This is a genomic window from Citrobacter sp. Cpo012, from assembly GCF_030333015.1.
Classification (GTDB): Bacteria; Pseudomonadota; Gammaproteobacteria; order Enterobacterales; family Enterobacteriaceae; genus Citrobacter; species Citrobacter portucalensis.
Genome location: NZ_JAOWGR010000036.1, coordinates 117,353 through 133,756, shown reverse-complemented (window position 1 = coordinate 133,756; position 16,404 = coordinate 117,353). Strand labels below are relative to the sequence as shown.

Genomic DNA, 16,404 nt, shown 5'->3' with positions numbered 1-16,404 from the left:
CTTACTGCAATATTTTGAAATATTCATACATCATCTACTACTTTTGCAATTCTGATGGAAAAACAGTCTGATGCAAACAGGCAGATTCTGATTTTTAGTTATACGGTATTTTTTGGAGCTTTCAGGAATCATTATTCACTGTTGTTCAACAATGTTATATTTTTCTATAACGATTGAATGACAATATGTATTATTCATTGCCACAGAATAAAAGAATAAATATTCAAGTTACGTCAATAAGGATTCAAATGATCACCCTTTACGGCATTAAGAATTGCGACACGATTAAAAAAGCCAGACGCTGGTTGGAGGCTCAAGGTATTGACTACCGCTTTCATGATTATCGCGTCGACGGTCTGGACAACACGCTATTACAGTCCTTTATCAGCGAATTAGGTTGGGAGGCGCTGCTCAATACGCGTGGAACCACCTGGCGTAAACTCGATGAATCCACGCGCAGTCAAATCACCGATGCGGCTTCCGCCGCCGCGTTGATGATTGAAATGCCAGCAATTATCAAACGCCCATTGCTCTGCGCGCCGGGTAAGCCTATGCTGCTTGGTTTCAGTGAATCCAGTTATACTCTGTTTTTTAATGAGGTGTAGTCTATGTCGTGCCCGGTCATTGAGCTGACACAGCAGCTTATTCGCCGTCCTTCCCTGAGCCCGGATGATGCCGGGTGCCAGGCGTTAATGATTGAACGCCTGCGTGCGGTAGGTTTTACCGTTGAGCGAATGGACTTTGGTGACACACAGAATTTTTGGGCATGGCGCGGTAAAGGTGAGACCCTGGCATTTGCCGGTCACACCGACGTAGTGCCTGCCGGCGATGTCGATCGCTGGATCAATCCACCGTTCGAACCGACCATTCGCGATGGCATGTTGTTCGGGCGTGGCGCTGCCGATATGAAGGGTTCACTGGCGGCGATGGTCGTGGCCGCAGAACGTTTTGTCGCCCAGCATCCAAACCATCAGGGTCGTCTGGCCTTTTTGATAACGTCTGACGAAGAAGCCAGCGCCAAAAACGGCACCGTGAAGGTGGTTGAAGCGCTGATGGCGCGTAATGAACGACTGGATTATTGCCTGGTGGGTGAGCCATCCAGCACGGAAATCGTTGGCGACGTGGTGAAAAATGGACGTCGTGGTTCACTGACCTGCAACCTGACCATTCACGGCGTGCAGGGCCACGTAGCCTATCCGCATCTGGCCGATAACCCGGTACACCGCGCGGCCCCCATGCTCAACGAACTGGTGGCGATCGAGTGGGATCAGGGTAACGAATTCTTCCCGGCGACCAGCATGCAGATTGCCAATATTCAGGCTGGAACCGGAAGCAACAACGTTATCCCTGGAGAACTGTTTATCCAGTTCAACTTCCGTTTCAGCACTGAGCTGACCGATGAGATGATTAAAGCACGGGTTCACGCGCTGCTGGAGAAACATCAGCTGCGTTATACCGTCGACTGGTGGCTTTCCGGTCAGCCGTTCCTGACCGAACGCGGTAAACTGGTGGATGCAGTGGTGAACGCCATTGAGCACTATAATGAGATTAAACCGCAGTTACTGACTACAGGCGGGACGTCCGACGGGCGTTTTATTGCCCGCATGGGGGCGCAGGTAGTAGAACTTGGGCCGGTCAACGCCACTATTCATAAAATTAATGAATGTGTTAATGCCGCCGACCTGCAGCTGCTTGCCCGTATGTATCAACGTATCATGGAGCAACTCGTCGCCTGATGAGTGTTCCTGTAAGAGGAAATGAGCATGGACTGGCTGGCAAAATATTGGTGGATTCTGGTGTTGGTGTTTCTGGTAGGCGTGCTGCTGAACGTGATTAAAGATCTCAAGCGCGTCGATCACAAGAAATTTCTTGCCAACAAGCCGGAGCTTCCCCCGCATCGTGACTTTAACGATAAATGGGATGACGACGACGATTGGCCGAATAAGGACCAACCGAAGAAATAATTAGTAGGCAGATAATTCCCGTAGGCCCGGTAAGCGTTAGCGCCACCGGGCATTACGTGCCGGATGGCAACGCTTCGCGTTTTATCCGGCCTACGGTGATCAATCAGATCATGGCAATCACATCATCATCGTGAGGCTTACCGCCGCTCAGCGCTTCATCAAAGTAGTGCTTCGGTACGGTAAAACGCAGATGATCGAGCGCAAACTGCATGCTGCGTTCATCAATGGCGTGCCCCAGATTTTCGACGATATCCAGCGTCACATCCCCACCGGCACGAATTAACGCTTCCTGCGCGGCAACGGCATGAGATAACTCAATTACCCGGTCTTCGCCACCGTGAATCAAATGCACCGTCGTCGCGGTGGTTGCAGCCTCTGGCAAGGTGGCATAGCGGCCATTGAAGGCGATAACCCGCGACGCCAGCCCCGGCTCAGCTTTGATGCTCTCAAGTGACATAATCGACCCTTGAGAAAAACCAATCAGCGCGGTTGCCTGCGGCGAAACGCCGCTTTGCTTCTGCCAGTAGCGCACGGTTTCGATAAACACCGGCATAATGGCGTCAACACGTTCCTGACGATTCTCTTCTGTTACGCCCTGCACCGAAAACCACTGACGTCCGGACGTCGTTCCGTAAGGCTCTGCTCCACCAATGCTAACGATTAGCGCATCCGGAAACAGCGGCGCAAACCAGGAGCCGATTTCGCCCATGGCAACCGGGTTATCGCCGACGCCATGAAACAGCAGCAGTAGCTGTTGAGCGGGTTTATCGGGACTTTGAACAACAAAATGGTCATGTTTCATGGCGATCTCCTTAACTGATGAGAATCATTCTACGCCGCTTAACCGCAATGACCATGCCAGGAAATTGAAGAAGTTAGTGAAAAAATTGCCATTGCATAATGCGATTATGTAGCCGCTGTTCACGCTCTGCATCCAGCTGATTTAATGCCTGTGCCGCTTCGGCGCGCTGAATGACCAGCAACGCTTTACGACCAGAAATCTTGAGCTGTTGGCACAATTCGGCGTCGCTACGTTTAGCCTGGATGCGTCCGCGCAAGGCCGGAAGAGGTAACTCACTGTGCTCAAGCAGACGACTCAGACAGCCTAGCGACGTCAATAATGGCCGATGCGCGAAGGCAAACCCAGCCAGCTCAGCCCAGTCATCCTCATTAAGCGTAGTCTCTTTCAGCGGGACCAGCGGAATGCTCTCACCGTTCCATCGCGCAAGGATTTCCGCATCACGGCGCAAATGCAGGAGCTCCCGCTCGGCAAGGCGTTTCCCCGCTTCGCTAATGGGAAGTAACGCCATGGCGGTATAACAGCCGCTGCTGGCTTCCCGATGATTTCCCATTCGCACCAGCACAAAACCGCAACGTTGCCAGAAACGCCATAGTTCAGCCGTATACCCAAAACTGACCGACAGATAGTCACACGATGTGGAATAGCGGTAGGCCAGCATAATCAGCTGTTGCCCAATACCTTCTCTTTGGCGCGCAGGATGAACCGCAATTCGACTGACCCGTCTCCCGACGAGCGTCGCCGCCAACGGGTCACCACCGTGCGCCGCCAGCGACTGCGCAACCAGATTCCCTCTCGGTCGACGATATCCGGCCCAGACGGCCTGGCTTAATTCCGCGGATAGTCCCCCTTCATCGACCAACCAGACGGCTCCCGCTACGGAGTCAGCGGTTGATGCCTGAAGAAAATGCTGTCCAGGCGCGTCCATCATTCGCCGCAGGTCCAATGGCGAGGTGCGATAATGCGCTCCAGAAAGCAGCTGGTATACCGCTAACGGCAGCGCCGGATTAGCATGCCAGGACTGTTGCTCAAATGCCGAGAAGTGAAGCTCCCCCAATGGGGCATGCGTGAACGTTTCATCATCAAACACCAGCGCATCGCTGACGATTTGCTCCAGAGGACATCCCTGCGCCCAGCGTACCGGTTGCTGCAACTCATAGCGTTGAAGATTGGGGAAGCGGGCACAGAATTTCAGCAAGAAGCCTCTCCCCGTTCCCTCGTAGCCTTGTACTGTAGTGGTTAACAGCGTACGAGGAAAACGCGCCACCAGTTGGTGCAGCAGCGGCGCGGGGATCGCGGCGGCTTCATCCACAATCAGCCAGTCTGCGATTGCAGAACTGCTTAACAGCGCATCCGGGGCCATAAAACGGTAACGCTCTCCGGCAAATTGCGCCAGCACATCCGTTGCCGCTTTGGCAGGCGCTGTCACAATCGCAGTGCCGTTAATCCGCGCTATGAGTTGCCCTGCCAGAGCGGACTTGCCCCGACCCCGTGCGGCCGTCACCGCAACCACACCGGGAGGCATAGCCAGTAATTGATTTAATACCATCGCCTGTTCTGGCTGGGGTTCGCCGGTTGCCGCGTGCCAGGCTGCGCGAGCAGGAAAGTGCGGACAGGAAACCGGCTGATGCTGCTGCCAGTGCAGAGCCTGTCTATCGCGGGAAATCACCCGTTTGACGTGTTCAATAAAGTGCGGTGTAGGGATAGGTTCAGCACAATCGCTCCAGCGTAGTGAATCCGCGTCCGGATGCGTGTGCCAGGAATGCCAGGGTGGGGTCAGCAAAACCAGCCAACTGCCAGCAAGCAGTGTGCCGCTTAAGGCGGCAAACGCCGCAGCGTCAAAAACCTGCCCTGCGTCAAAAACCGCATGACGAAACTCGCGCCCTAATAATGTTTTTAGCGCCTGCGGCGTACAGCACGGCTCGGTAGGGGCTTGCTCCCCTACCCACAGCCAGTCGCCGGGTAACGTGCTACGTAGCGCTAATGCCTGTTCCTGACACCAGTTATCCTCGCCGCTGATAATCAGCAGACGACGGATCCCTTCGTGGGTCATTTGTTCGGTTAACGCGCTCAGCGCCGTGTTATCGGACATCCCTGCCTCAGTATCTTAAATACCTTTACCAAAGGTATTACATTGCCCCGGATCGCCGCTATCAAAACCGCGTTTGAACCAGGTAAAACGCTGTTCAGAGGTTCCGTGAGTAAAGCTGTCCGGCACGACACGTCCTTGTCCCTGCTGTTGCAGACGATCGTCACCAATGGCCTGTGCGGCGTTCAGTGCCTCTTCCAGGTCACCAGACTCCAGTACGCCCTGCTGCTGCATGCTGTGACCCCAGACACCGGCAAAGCAGTCTGCCTGCAGTTCCATTCGAACGGAAAGACGGTTCACTTCTGCCTGTGAGGCATTCTGCTGCATCTGACGAACTTTCGGTTCAATGCCCAGCAGTTTCTGCACGTGGTGACCCACTTCATGGGCGATAACATAGCCCTGAGCAAAATCACCATCAGCGCCCAGCTTGTTTTTCATATCGTCATAGAATGAAAGGTCGATGTAAACCGTACCATCTGCCGGGCAATAAAACGGTCCCATCACGGACTGACCCGCACCGCAGCCGGTACGCGTCGCGCCCCGGTACATCACCAGCTTCGGCTGTTGGTAGGTGCGACCCATTTTTTCAAACTGCTGTCCCCAGGTGTCTTCTGTTGTAGCCAGAATCACCGAGGTAAATTTTGCCGCTTCATCATCGTTTGGGCTGATGGAGCGTGATGATTGCTGTTGGGAGACCGGCTGGCCAGTCATTAGCCCGGTGAGATCCACGCCATAGTAACCCGCCACCAGCACCACAATCAGCAGGATGATGCCGCCTTTACCACTGGGCAGACGAAAACCAGGCCCACCCATAGAGGGGCCGCCAGAGCTGTTTCGTCTGTCTTCCACGTTGTCACTTTCACGACGCCCTTGCCAGCGCATAATCACCTCAACTTTTTATTCATTATGATGATGATCGTAGGCGGTTCGGAACAGGATTACCATAAGAAATAGTAATCAAATCAGGTGGGGTTAATGAGCCGGAGAGCGATCGCCGGCTCAGGGGAAGATTAGTCTAACTTCACACCCAGGCGATGCGCGACGGCTTCATAGGCTTCGATCAGGCCGCCCAGACTCTGGCGGAAGCGATCTTTGTCCATTTTATCCAGCGTTTCTTTGTCCCACAGGCGGCTACCGTCCGGTGAGAATTCATCACCCAGGACCACTTCACCTTTATACAAACCAAACTCAAGTTTGAAGTCGACCAGAATCAGACCAGCATCATCAAACATCTTTTTCAGCACGTCGTTAGCTTTGTAGGTCAGCTCTTTCATACGTGCCAGATTCTCTTTGCTCACCCAACCAAAAGTTTCGCAATAGGAATCGTTAATCATTGGATCGTGCATAGCATCGTTTTTCAGGAACAGATCAAACAGCGGCGGATTCAGTTCAATACCTTCCTCAACGCCTAAACGCTTAACCAGAGAGCCTGCCGCGCGGTTACGTACCACACATTCAACCGGTACCATCTCCAGTTTTTTCACCAGACATTCGGTATCAGAAAGCAGTCGCTCCATCTGGGTAGGAATACCCGCTTCTTGCAGTTTAGTCATAATGAAATGGTTGAATTTGTTGTTCACCATGCCTTTACGGTCAAACTGTTCAATGCGCGCGCCATCCCCTGCTGACGTATCATTGCGGAATTCGAGCACCAACAGGTCCGGGTTTTCCGTGCTGTATACGGTCTTCGCTTTACCACGATACAACTCAGCTTGCTTTTGCATCTTTATTACTCCTGGGTGTGAATTAACGATAAATATTGCGTTTTTCTGCCGACGCACACGTTTGCGTATCATATCAGAAAAAAAGGGCTGGAGTTATCCAGCCCTTTATTTTTACTTACTGAACGCTGCCTGGAAGACGGCGACCAGCGCGTCGTTCTGGCTTTGCGTCAGGGTATGCCCCTTCGGATCGATAAACTGCAAGCTGCTGCGGTTGTCTAAATCACCGACCTGCAGTTTATAGTCGCCGGATACCAGACCCGGATCGCTTGCGCCCAACTCCTGCCAGTTGCTATCGGACAGTGGTTTGTAGGTCACCGCGATGCTGCCCTGAGAACGGGTGCTGTCGGTTACCTTCATCCCCACTTTCTCAAGCGCTGCCGGCAGACGCTGCCACACCACGTTGAACGGCCCACGTACCACCAGCATTGGTAAACCGGTGTCATCGGCGGCGCTCTGAACATCCATGGTGGCTGCAGAGCGGTTCTGCGCGGCATTCGCGGCGTCGGTGGCGTTTTTATCCAGACCAGCAGAGATAACGTTCATCATCTCAGCGCTGTAGCGCTGCATTGATGCCGCATCGGCTACGGGTTTACCCGTCTGCTCGAGGTTAACCAGTTTCACCGTTACCGCTTGCTGATAGCCCTGCGGTTTAACCGAGATTTGATAACGTCCACGGTACTGCTCGTCTTCATCCAGACGGTTCCAGTCAACCCAGTCGGTGGTCAACGTCTGGCTGGCATCATCACGTTTGGTGATCGTGTAGTTTTTAGACTGAATGACGCTAACGACCTGCGGCCACAGTGTGTTGCCACGACCGTTTTCCACCAGTAATGTCGACGTATCACCCGCGATCTGTGTGCGAGCACCGGTGACTAATGCTAACGGCTGAGCCGGTGGACGAATATCCAGCGCTTTACCCACGGCACCACTGCCGTTGGTTACCGGGATATTATAGTCGCCCGACATAACCGGCAAAATCATCCCAGCTGGAGCATGAAGCTCAGCAAGCGGTGCGGCCTCCAGATAGGATTCATCACCGCTCACCTGGCGCTTATAGCGCGAGTCAGAGCTACAGGCCGCGAGCAACATAACAAGCGAAACACCCGCAACCTTGGCCAGGCGCGACTTTTGTACTGAGTAAGCCATCAAATCTCCCTAAACTTTACAGCAAACCGGCATGCTTAAGCGCCGCTTTGACGATTTCACGAGCATTGTCCGTGATTGGCGTCATCGGCAGACGTAGCGTATCGGTCGCCACAAGTCCCAACTCCTTACACGCCCATTTCACGGGGATAGGATTGGGTTCGACAAATAGTTTGTTGTGTAACGGCATCAGACGCTGGTTAATCACCCGCGCCTCGGCAAATTGCCCGGCTGCCGCCAGTTTGCACATTTCAGCCATATCACGTGCCGCAACGTTAGACGTTACGGAAATCACGCCATGACCACCGAGCTGCATAAAATCCAGTCCGGTCGCGTCATCACCGCTGAGCAGAATAAAGTCGTCCGAAACCAGCTCTTTGATCTGGTGAACGCGACTTAAGTTCCCCGTGGCCTCTTTAATAGCGATAATATTTTTAACTTTCGCCAGACGACCCACGGTTTCCGGCAGCATATCGCAGCCAGTACGGGACGGCACATTATACAGAATTTGCGGCAGGTCAGTATGCTCAGCGATGGCTTTGAAATGCTGGAACAAACCTTCCTGGGTTGGGCGGTTGTAGTAAGGCGTCACCGTCAGGCAGCCGACAACACCGCTGTCGTTGAAACGCTGCGTCAGACTAATGGCTTCCGCGGTCGCATTGGCGCCGGTTCCGGCAATCACCGGAATACGCCCGTCAGCCAGTTCCAGCGTCATCATCACCACATCGCCATGTTCATCATGACTCAGGGTGGCGGACTCACCGGTGGTGCCAACAGAAACGATCGCCGAGGTGCCGCTGGCGACATGATAATCAATCAGTTTTTTCAGGCTCGACCGGCAGACTTTACCTTTCTCATCCATCGGCGTAACAAGCGCGACAATACTTCCCGTGAACATGGGCCATCCTCTGTGCAAACAAGTGTCTCAATGGTACGTTTGGTACGACAATAAAAGCAAGCGACCAGAGCCGTTCTGATTGTTGTATGCATGTTTTTTTTATGCTTTCCTTATGATTACCTCACCGCTCAAAGGAAGAACAGGTTTGACATCGTCATCGCAACACTATCTGGTCATTACTGCGCTGGGTGCCGATCGCCCAGGAATTGTGAACACCATCACGCGTCATGTCAGCAGTTGCGGCTGTAATATCGAAGACAGCCGACTGGCCATGCTGGGTGATGAGTTCACGTTTATCATGTTGCTGTCGGGCACCTGGAATGCCATCACCCTGATTGAATCAACCCTGCCATTAAAAGGCGCAGAGCTGGATTTACTCATTGTGATGAAGCGCACGACCGCGCGCCCCCGTCCGGCAATGCCTGCTACGGTATGGGTGCAGGTCGATGTCCCTGATTCTCCCCATTTGATTGAACGCTTCACCGCTCTGTTTGACAGCCACCAAATGAATATTGCGGAACTGGTTTCACGCACGCAACCGGCTGAGAATGGAAAGGCGGCGCAGTTGTTTATTCAAATTACCGCACATAGTCCTGCGTCACATGATTCGGCAAATATTGAGGATGCGTTTAAAGCACTCTGTACAGAACTCAATGCGCAAGGCAGTATTAACGTCGTCAATTACTCACAGCATGATGAACAGGATGGAGTTAAGTAATGAACCCACTGAAAGCCGGTGATATCGCACCGAAATTTAGCTTGCCGGATCAAGACGGAGAACAAGTAAATTTAACCGACTTCCAGGGACAGCGTGTTCTGGTTTATTTTTACCCGAAAGCCATGACACCCGGCTGTACCGTACAGGCCTGCGGCCTGCGCGATAACATGGATGAGTTAAAAAAAGCGGGTGTTGAAGTGCTGGGGATCAGCACTGACAAACCAGAGAAGCTTTCCCGATTCGCGGAGAAAGAAGTCCTGAATTTCACGCTCCTGTCCGATGAAGATCATCAGGTTTGCGAGCAGTTCGGCGTCTGGGGTGAGAAGTCATTTATGGGCAAAACCTACGATGGCATCCACCGCATCAGCTTCCTGATTGATGCCGAAGGGAAAATTGAGCATGTGTTTGATGACTTCAAAACCAGCAACCACCACGACGTGGTAATGAATTGGCTGAAAGAGAACGCCTGACCGTGAAATGCCGGATGGCGGCATGAACGCCTTATCCGGCCTACAAATGCACGCACGTAGGCCGGATAAGACGCGTTAGCGTCGACATCCGGCAGATGACCGCCCGGTTACTCAAACGTCCCTTTCACACACGCTTTCTGCTCCCTGACTACGGCTTTTCCCTTCGCCCACAGGTGATGAACTTCCAGCGCGTCGTTGAGCACCAGAATGTCCGCATCGCATCCCACCGCCAGACGCCCTTTATGCTCCAGTGCCAAAAATTCTGCGACCGTACGCGTCAGCGGACACAGCGCCTGTTCCAGCGGTATGGCATGAATCTTCACCAACTGGCGCACCGTCTCAGCCAGTGATTCAAACCCCGCGACACCGATGCCGGTGAGATTGCCAAGCTCATCAAATTCCGGCTGGCTGCCGTTGCCATCCGAGCTCAGGGTAATGCGCGACAGCGGCACGTTCTGGCGCAGCGCCGTGGCGATAGCCGTGGCCGGGTCGACGGGCTCATCTATGCTGCTGGTAATGTCGATATAACCGCCTTTACGGGCATACTCCAGCGCCGCCTGGAACAACGGTTCCGCACGGTTAACGTGTGTCGGCAACAGTTTAGTAATCGGCACATCGCAACAGTCAAGGATCTGGTACAACGGTTCCAGCATGCGCGGGCTGTCGCCCATATGGAAAACGCTGATCCCTGGTTTGCGCCCCAACAACCCGCCGACGCGCGACTGCGCCGCCATATTTGCCAGCGCCGAGGTATCCGGGGCTGAAGAACGATGGTCCGAAACCGCACATTTCACACCAATAACTTTATCAATCAGCGCCACATCGCGATCGATGCTGCCGGTGATAGTCGGGGAAGGCAGAGAGTACGCCCCGGTCAGCATCCAGGCGCTGATACCTTCAAACTCCAGCGCGCGGGTTTTTGCCAGCAGCGATTCAGGGTGACGGGTAATGCCATCGGTACCCAGCAAACCCACCACCGACGTGACACCAGCTTCAACCAGCCGTGACAAGCGCACTTCCGGCGTGCGGGTATGCGGCCCCGCTTCCCCACCGCCGCCAATAAGATGGACGTGTTGATCGATAAATCCTGGGCATACAATCGCGCCGTCAAGATTGATACACTCGCAACCGGGAAAGTCTTCAGGAGAAATTGACGGGGCGATGGCAACAATTTTGCTGCCGGAGACCAGTATATCCTGTCGCCCTAAATCTTCCGGCGCATACACGTGTCCCTGCTGGAACAACGTCAAATCAAGAATTGAACAGTTCATAACCTTCCTTGTCAGGCAATAACCTGCATAACCCAAATAGAGAGCAGCGCATTAATGACGCATACCGCAATAATTAGCGGGTAATAACGAGGATGAACCCCCGCGGTCCCCAGACAACGGCCCACATTTTGCACCGGATTTCCCATCAGGTAGATAGCCGGTAACAACACCGTGGCATCATGTCCCGAAAGCGTACCGGCGACAACCAGGCTGGCGCACACGCCGACGCCGCCTCCCATACTCATCACCGCTGCCAGCAGCACAGTGGCAGATTCCCCCGGCAGCCCCCACAGAGCCATTACCGGCTCGCATACCCGCCCGACAACCTCGAGCAGCCCTGTCACCTTCAGCGCCTGAATAATCACAAACGCCATCACCACGTTAGGCAACAGACTGGTTGTTGCAATGGTAAACCCGCGCCGTGCGCCATCGATAAACATATCCATGACGTTTTTACGTACCTGCGTTGTCATCTCACGCCTCCTGCGGCATACGGCGATTTTCCAGCTGCGCGATCCACACACGCAACAGGTTTGCGCCCACAAATTTGAAGACAAGGATCACCGCCAGCGGCGTAATCACCGGAACGGTCACCATCGTAAACAGCGCTGCGCCAGAAGAAAAATAGTTGGTAATGCATGCGCTGCCGCTGGTTTGCCAGCAGGCAAAAATAGCGCGTTCCTGCTCTGTGATAATGCCCTCTTCCGCCATTTCTTTGGTCATCCCGGCCGCGGCATCGGTATTTTGCAAATTCGCAATCAACGCCAGCGAACAAATACCCAGAATGCCCAGTAACGGACGCAGGACCGGCGTCATCAGCTGTTGTGCCGCGCGCAACCCACCCAGCCCTTCGGTGACAGAAATAATCCCGAGCGAAAGAATGACGGAAGGCGCCAGCTCAAGCGCGAATAAGAAGCCGTCTTTTGCCCCCATCCCCCCTGTGCCACGAAAAGAGACCGCCGTGTCGCCCGCAGCATTAATCTGCCCAAACGCACCGTTGAGGACGGTGAAGTCAAAGACCCGCCACCATTCGGTACTTTTCGCAAACATGCCGGAAAAAAGAATAATCGTAATAAAAAAAGCGAGATAACCACCCTATCCCACCTTTTGCTGCGTGTGTGTGCTGTGACCCATTTTGTTCTCCTGTTGGCCTTAATCCTTGTGTGACTAAAAGACATCACGATGGTCAAGTTAAAGACAAACGCGGAGAAAAACGACAGCAGAAGAGATTATTCAGAAAGTGTGGATAGAGGTCAGACAAGTTCAGATCCGGCGACATGATATCGCCGGATCTTGCAGATTAGGGTTCGTCAACGACCTGACCATCCGGCCAGGCATGCATTACCGCTTTGATTAACGTCGCCAGAGGAATCGCAAAGAATACGCCCCAGAATCCCCACAAACCGCCGAAAATCACCACGGAGAGAATAATCACCAGTGGATGCAGATTGACCGCCTCGGAGAACAGCACGGGAACCAGCAAATTGCCGTCCAGTGCCTGGATTATCAGGTACACAGCAAAACAACTCCAGAACTCGGTGCCAAGCCCGAACTGGAACAGCGCCACGCCAACCACCGGAATCGTCACCACAAAAGCGCCGATATACGGGATCAGCACCGAGAACCCGACCAGCACAGCCAGCAGCAGCGAATAGTTGAGACCAAACAGCAGGAAGCCGAGCCAGGTCGCTACGCCGACCACTACCATTTCCAGCACCTTCCCGCGGATATAGTTGGTGATTTGCTGATTCATCTCTTTCCATACCTGCCCTGCCAGCCCGCGGTTACGCGGCAGCACCCGGCGCACGGCGTTCAGCATCTGTCCTTTATCTTTGATCAGAAAGAACACCATCAATGGGACGAGAACCAGGTAAACCGCCAGCGTCAGCAAACCGACCAGTGAGGCCAGCGAATATTTCACCACCGAATCGCCCATGGTGAGCATTCGCGAGCGCATATTTTCCGCCATCGCATCAATGATGCCCGCATCCATCAGCGCCGGGTAACGTCGTGGCAAGGTGGCGGCAAAATCAGACAATTTATTGAGCATGCCGGGCATGTCGCGGATCAGGTAAATTCCCTGCTGCCACGCAACGGGCATCACCACAAAAGCCATCAGCAGTAAAATACCGACAAACACCACCAGCACAATCGATGTCGCCCAACGCCGTGAACACCCAATATGTTCCAGCCGCACTGTCGGCCATTCAAGCAGGTACGCCAGCACAATGGCGACCAGCAGCGGCGCCAAAAGACCGCTAAAGAAAAACAGGATGCCAAAACCGGCAACAAGAATAATCAGCAGGGCGATGGCTTCGGGGTCGCTAAAGCGGCGACGATACCATTGCATCAACATTTCGAGCATAAAACCCTTCCATGAACCCAATAGCGGGATTGCGATCCCGAATTGTATCGAAATGTCACAAAAAAGACTTCGCTTTTTATAGCTGATTACGCAAAGTGAAAAGACATTTTTCCTGGGTGTTCATCGTCAGGTTTCGCAGTTACACTCCGTAAGCTTGCGGAGTGTGAACGATACTTCACAGCATCGGTCAAATGGCTATCTCAAAAAAGAATACAGGACAGAGGTTATGTTCAGGCAGTTGAAAAAAAACCTGGTTGCTACCCTCATTGCCGCACTGACTATCGGTCAGGTTGCGCCCGCATTTGCTGATACTGCGGACACCCTGCCTGATATGGGAACGTCGGCAGGCAGTACGCTTTCCATAGGACAGGAAATGCAGATGGGCGATTATTACGTACGCCAACTGCGCGGCAGTGCGCCATTAATTAACGATCCATTGCTCACCCAATACATTAATGCGCTGGGGATGCGTCTGGTCTCGCACGCCGACTCGGTAAAAACGCCCTTCACCTTCTTTTTGATTAACAACGATGAAATCAACGCCTTTGCTTTCTTTGGCGGCAACGTTGTCCTGCACTCCGCACTATTCCGCTATTCCGACAACGAAAGCCAGCTGGCATCGGTTATGGCGCACGAAATTTCCCACGTCACGCAACGCCACCTGGCGCGTGCCATGGAAGACCAGAAACGTAGCGCACCGCTAACGTGGGTTGGCGCATTAGGTTCAATTTTATTAGCAATGGCCAGCCCGCAGGCGGGTATGGCGGCGCTGACCGGTACACTGGCGGGTACACGTCAGGGGATGATTAGCTTTACGCAGCAAAACGAACAGGAAGCAGATCGCATTGGTATTCAGGTACTGCAACGCTCGGGATTCGATCCCCAGGCCATGCCAACGTTCCTGGAAAAACTGCTCGACCAGGCTCGTTACTCTTCGCGTCCGCCGGAAATTTTGCTGACTCACCCCCTGCCGGAAAGCCGTCTGTCTGATGCCCGTAACCGCGCCAACCAGATGCGCCCGGTGGTCGTCCAGTCGTCAGAAGATTTTTATCTGGCTAAGGCACGAACCTTAGGCATGTACAACTCTGGTCGTAACCAGTTGACCGATGACCTGCTGAGTAGCTGGTCGAAAGGCAACGTACGTGAGCAACGTGCGGCGCAGTATGGCCGGGCATTGCAGGCGATGGAAGCCAGTAAATACGACGAGGCGCGTAAAGCGCTGCAACCGCTGCTGGCGGCGGATCCTAACAATGCCTGGTATCTCGACCTGGCAACAGATATCGATCTCGGCCAGAAGAAAACCAGTGATGCCATTAACCGCCTGAAAAACGCCCGCGACCTGCGCACTAACCCGGTTCTGCAGCTCAACCTGGCGAATGCCTATTTACAGGGTGGACAAGCCAAAGAGGCGGCGACCATCCTGAATCGCTATACGTTTAACCATAAAGATGACCCTAACGGCTGGGATCTGTTAGCGCAAACAGAAGCCAACCTGAGCAACCGCGATCAGGAGCTGGCGGCGCGCGCGGAGGGGTATGCCCTCGCGGGACGTCTGGATCAGGCTATTTCGATGCTCAGCAGCGCAAGCTCTCAGGTGAAACTGGGTAGCCAGCAGCAGGCCAGATACGATGCCCGTATTGACCAGCTACGCCAGCTGCAAGAACGCTTTAAACCGTACACGAAAATGTAATTATCGAACCCTTGCCGGATGGCGACGCTGTAGCGTCTTATCGGCCTACGTCAGACGCAAAATGTAGGCCGGATAAGGTCTTTTGGCCGCCATCCGGCAGTATTGTTATGCAAGGAGAAGTCATGTCAGACGCGATTAAAATCTACCATAACCCACGCTGCTCCAAGAGCCGTGAAACGCTGGAATTACTGAAGTCCAACGGCGTGGACCCGGAAGTGGTGTTGTATCTGGAAACGCCGGCTGACGCAGCAACCCTGCGCGAACTGCTGCAAATGCTCGGTATGTCCAGCGCGCGTGAACTGATGCGCCAGAAAGAGGATCTCTATAAATCGCTTAACCTGGCGGACAAAAATCTGAGTGAAGATGCGCTGATTCAGGCAATGGTGGAAAACCCGAAACTGATGGAGCGCCCGATTGTGGTTGCCAAAGGTCAGGCTCGAATTGGACGCCCGCCTGAGCAGGTACTGGAAATCGTCGGTTAACCTGCAACCTGCCGCAGTCTTCTCGGCTGCGGCGCTTACAGCTTCAGAATTTCTTTTACGAACGGAATGGTCAGCTTACGCTGGGCGGTGATCGACGCATGATCTAACTGATCCAACGTCATAAACAGCGTTCGCATTTCACGATCCAGACGCTTTAGCAGAAAACGTCCCACATCTTCCGGCAGTTCAAATCCACGAAGTCTGGCGCGTAATTGCAACGCCTGCAGCTTATCTTCATCGGAAAGCGGTTGTAGCTTGTAGATTTGCCCCCAGTCCAGGCGTGAGGCGAGATCCGGCAACCCCAGATTCAGCTGTCTTGGCGGACGATCGCCGGTGATCAGCAAACGCGTTTTCCCCGACTCCAGGATACGGTTGTAGAGATCAAAGATCGCCATTTCCCACAGCGAATCACCGGCCACACATTCGATGTTATCAATGCAAACCAGCGATAAATGCTCCATCCCGTCGAGCACCTCGGGGACGAACCAGGTGCGTTTGTCGAGCGGCACGTAGCCTACCGCATCGCCGCGCGCGGACAGTTCCGCACAGGCTGCATGCAGCAAATGACTACGGCCAGCGCCTTCACGCGACCAGAGATAAATATACCCGCTATGTTCCTGACGCAGCACGTTTTGCAGTGCAGCCAGTAAAGAGGAGTTATCCCCCGGCCAGAAACTTGCGAAAGTTTCGTCGTCAGGAAGATAAAGTGGCAAAGAGAGCTGTGCCGGTGTGTTCAGAGATACCTCAACCCAGGATTTCATAAAATCGCGTTGAGTTTAACACAGAAATAC

The 16,404-nt window shown here is 53.6% G+C and carries 18 protein-coding genes; 7 read left to right on the top strand and 11 right to left on the bottom strand.

Translation table 11 applies throughout. The annotated features are described in order from the left end of the window. Positions 1-248 precede the first annotated feature (248 nt). The 3 genes from OGX90_RS07410 to OGX90_RS07400 are packed head-to-tail and all read left to right on the top strand — an operon-like array spanning position 249 to position 1,964. Positions 249-605, top strand: coding sequence for an ArsC family reductase (locus OGX90_RS07410; protein WP_003835078.1), 357 nt, complete (start codon positions 249-251; stop codon positions 603-605). 3 nt (positions 606-608) lie between these two features. Then, positions 609-1,736, top strand: coding sequence for a succinyl-diaminopimelate desuccinylase (gene dapE / locus OGX90_RS07405; protein WP_003037976.1), 1,128 nt, complete (start codon positions 609-611; stop codon positions 1,734-1,736). Positions 1,737-1,763: 27 nt separating this feature from the next. After that, positions 1,764-1,964 carry a YpfN family protein gene (locus tag OGX90_RS07400; protein ID WP_003835080.1) on the top strand — a complete coding sequence of 67 codons (201 nt, stop codon included), beginning with the start codon at positions 1,764-1,766 and terminating at the stop codon, positions 1,962-1,964. 103 nt (positions 1,965-2,067) lie between these two features. Here OGX90_RS07400 and ypfH read toward each other — a convergent pair whose 3' ends face one another. From ypfH to dapA, 6 genes are all read right to left on the bottom strand, one after another. Beyond that, complete coding sequence (ypfH, locus tag OGX90_RS07395; RefSeq protein WP_057066931.1) at positions 2,068-2,766, bottom strand: esterase; 699 nt, start codon at positions 2,764-2,766, stop codon at positions 2,068-2,070. A gap of 73 nt (positions 2,767-2,839) precedes the next feature. Continuing rightward, a complete protein-coding gene (locus tag OGX90_RS07390; RefSeq protein ID WP_234692697.1) occupies positions 2,840-4,855 on the bottom strand; it encodes a tRNA(Met) cytidine acetyltransferase TmcA in 2,016 nt (671 codons plus the stop codon). Between the two features lie 15 nt (positions 4,856-4,870). Continuing rightward, complete coding sequence (gene ypfJ / locus OGX90_RS07385; protein ID WP_032944186.1) at positions 4,871-5,734, bottom strand: KPN_02809 family neutral zinc metallopeptidase; 864 nt, start codon at positions 5,732-5,734, stop codon at positions 4,871-4,873. Between the two features lie 128 nt (positions 5,735-5,862). Beyond that, positions 5,863-6,576, bottom strand: coding sequence for a phosphoribosylaminoimidazolesuccinocarboxamide synthase (gene purC / locus OGX90_RS07380; RefSeq protein ID WP_003835086.1), 714 nt, complete (start codon positions 6,574-6,576; stop codon positions 5,863-5,865). Positions 6,577-6,687: 111 nt separating this feature from the next. Further along, a complete protein-coding gene (gene bamC, locus OGX90_RS07375) occupies positions 6,688-7,722 on the bottom strand; it encodes an outer membrane protein assembly factor BamC (RefSeq protein WP_234692696.1) in 1,035 nt (344 codons plus the stop codon). A gap of 16 nt (positions 7,723-7,738) precedes the next feature. Then, on the bottom strand, positions 7,739-8,617 hold the full coding sequence (gene dapA, locus OGX90_RS07370) for a 4-hydroxy-tetrahydrodipicolinate synthase (RefSeq protein ID WP_003037957.1): 879 nt from the start codon (positions 8,615-8,617) through the stop codon (positions 7,739-7,741). Positions 8,618-8,762: 145 nt separating this feature from the next. Between dapA and OGX90_RS07365 the strand changes: the two genes are divergently transcribed. After that, on the top strand, positions 8,763-9,335 hold the full coding sequence (locus tag OGX90_RS07365; protein ID WP_003037954.1) for a glycine cleavage system transcriptional repressor: 573 nt from the start codon (positions 8,763-8,765) through the stop codon (positions 9,333-9,335). Continuing rightward, the gene (gene bcp / locus OGX90_RS07360) at positions 9,335-9,805 is read left to right on the top strand and encodes a thioredoxin-dependent thiol peroxidase (RefSeq protein WP_003835095.1); all 471 of its coding nucleotides are present in this window, start codon (positions 9,335-9,337) and stop codon (positions 9,803-9,805) included. The genes OGX90_RS07365 and bcp overlap by 1 nt, the downstream gene beginning before the upstream one ends. Before the next feature lie 107 nt (positions 9,806-9,912). Here bcp and iadA read toward each other — a convergent pair whose 3' ends face one another. The 4 genes from iadA to OGX90_RS07340 all read right to left on the bottom strand — a co-directional run bounded on the left by iadA (position 9,913) and on the right by OGX90_RS07340 (position 13,441). Then, positions 9,913-11,076, bottom strand: a complete 1,164-nt coding sequence (gene iadA / locus OGX90_RS07355) for a beta-aspartyl-peptidase (RefSeq protein WP_079935146.1) — start codon at positions 11,074-11,076, stop codon at positions 9,913-9,915. Between the two features lie 11 nt (positions 11,077-11,087). Next, positions 11,088-11,549, bottom strand: a complete 462-nt coding sequence (locus tag OGX90_RS07350; protein WP_003835099.1) for a YjiG family protein — start codon at positions 11,547-11,549, stop codon at positions 11,088-11,090. A gap of 1 nt (position 11,550) precedes the next feature. Continuing rightward, positions 11,551-12,150, bottom strand: coding sequence for a hypothetical protein (locus OGX90_RS07345; RefSeq protein ID WP_286623646.1), 600 nt, complete (start codon positions 12,148-12,150; stop codon positions 11,551-11,553). Between the two features lie 226 nt (positions 12,151-12,376). Further along, entirely contained in the window at positions 12,377-13,441 is a 1,065-nt protein-coding gene (locus tag OGX90_RS07340) for an AI-2E family transporter (RefSeq protein ID WP_003037941.1), read from the bottom strand. Between the two features lie 226 nt (positions 13,442-13,667). Here OGX90_RS07340 and bepA point away from each other — a divergent pair, with 226 nt between their 5' ends. Both bepA and arsC read left to right on the top strand, forming a co-directional pair. Then, positions 13,668-15,131 carry a beta-barrel assembly-enhancing protease gene (gene bepA, locus OGX90_RS07335; RefSeq protein WP_008785438.1) on the top strand — a complete coding sequence of 488 codons (1,464 nt, stop codon included), beginning with the start codon at positions 13,668-13,670 and terminating at the stop codon, positions 15,129-15,131. 122 nt (positions 15,132-15,253) lie between these two features. Continuing rightward, on the top strand, positions 15,254-15,613 hold the full coding sequence (gene arsC / locus OGX90_RS07330; protein ID WP_003037937.1) for an arsenate reductase (glutaredoxin): 360 nt from the start codon (positions 15,254-15,256) through the stop codon (positions 15,611-15,613). 35 nt (positions 15,614-15,648) lie between these two features. Here arsC and OGX90_RS07325 read toward each other — a convergent pair whose 3' ends face one another. Beyond that, a complete protein-coding gene (locus tag OGX90_RS07325; RefSeq protein WP_211924219.1) occupies positions 15,649-16,350 on the bottom strand; it encodes a DnaA inactivator Hda in 702 nt (233 codons plus the stop codon). Positions 16,351-16,404 lie beyond the last annotated feature (54 nt).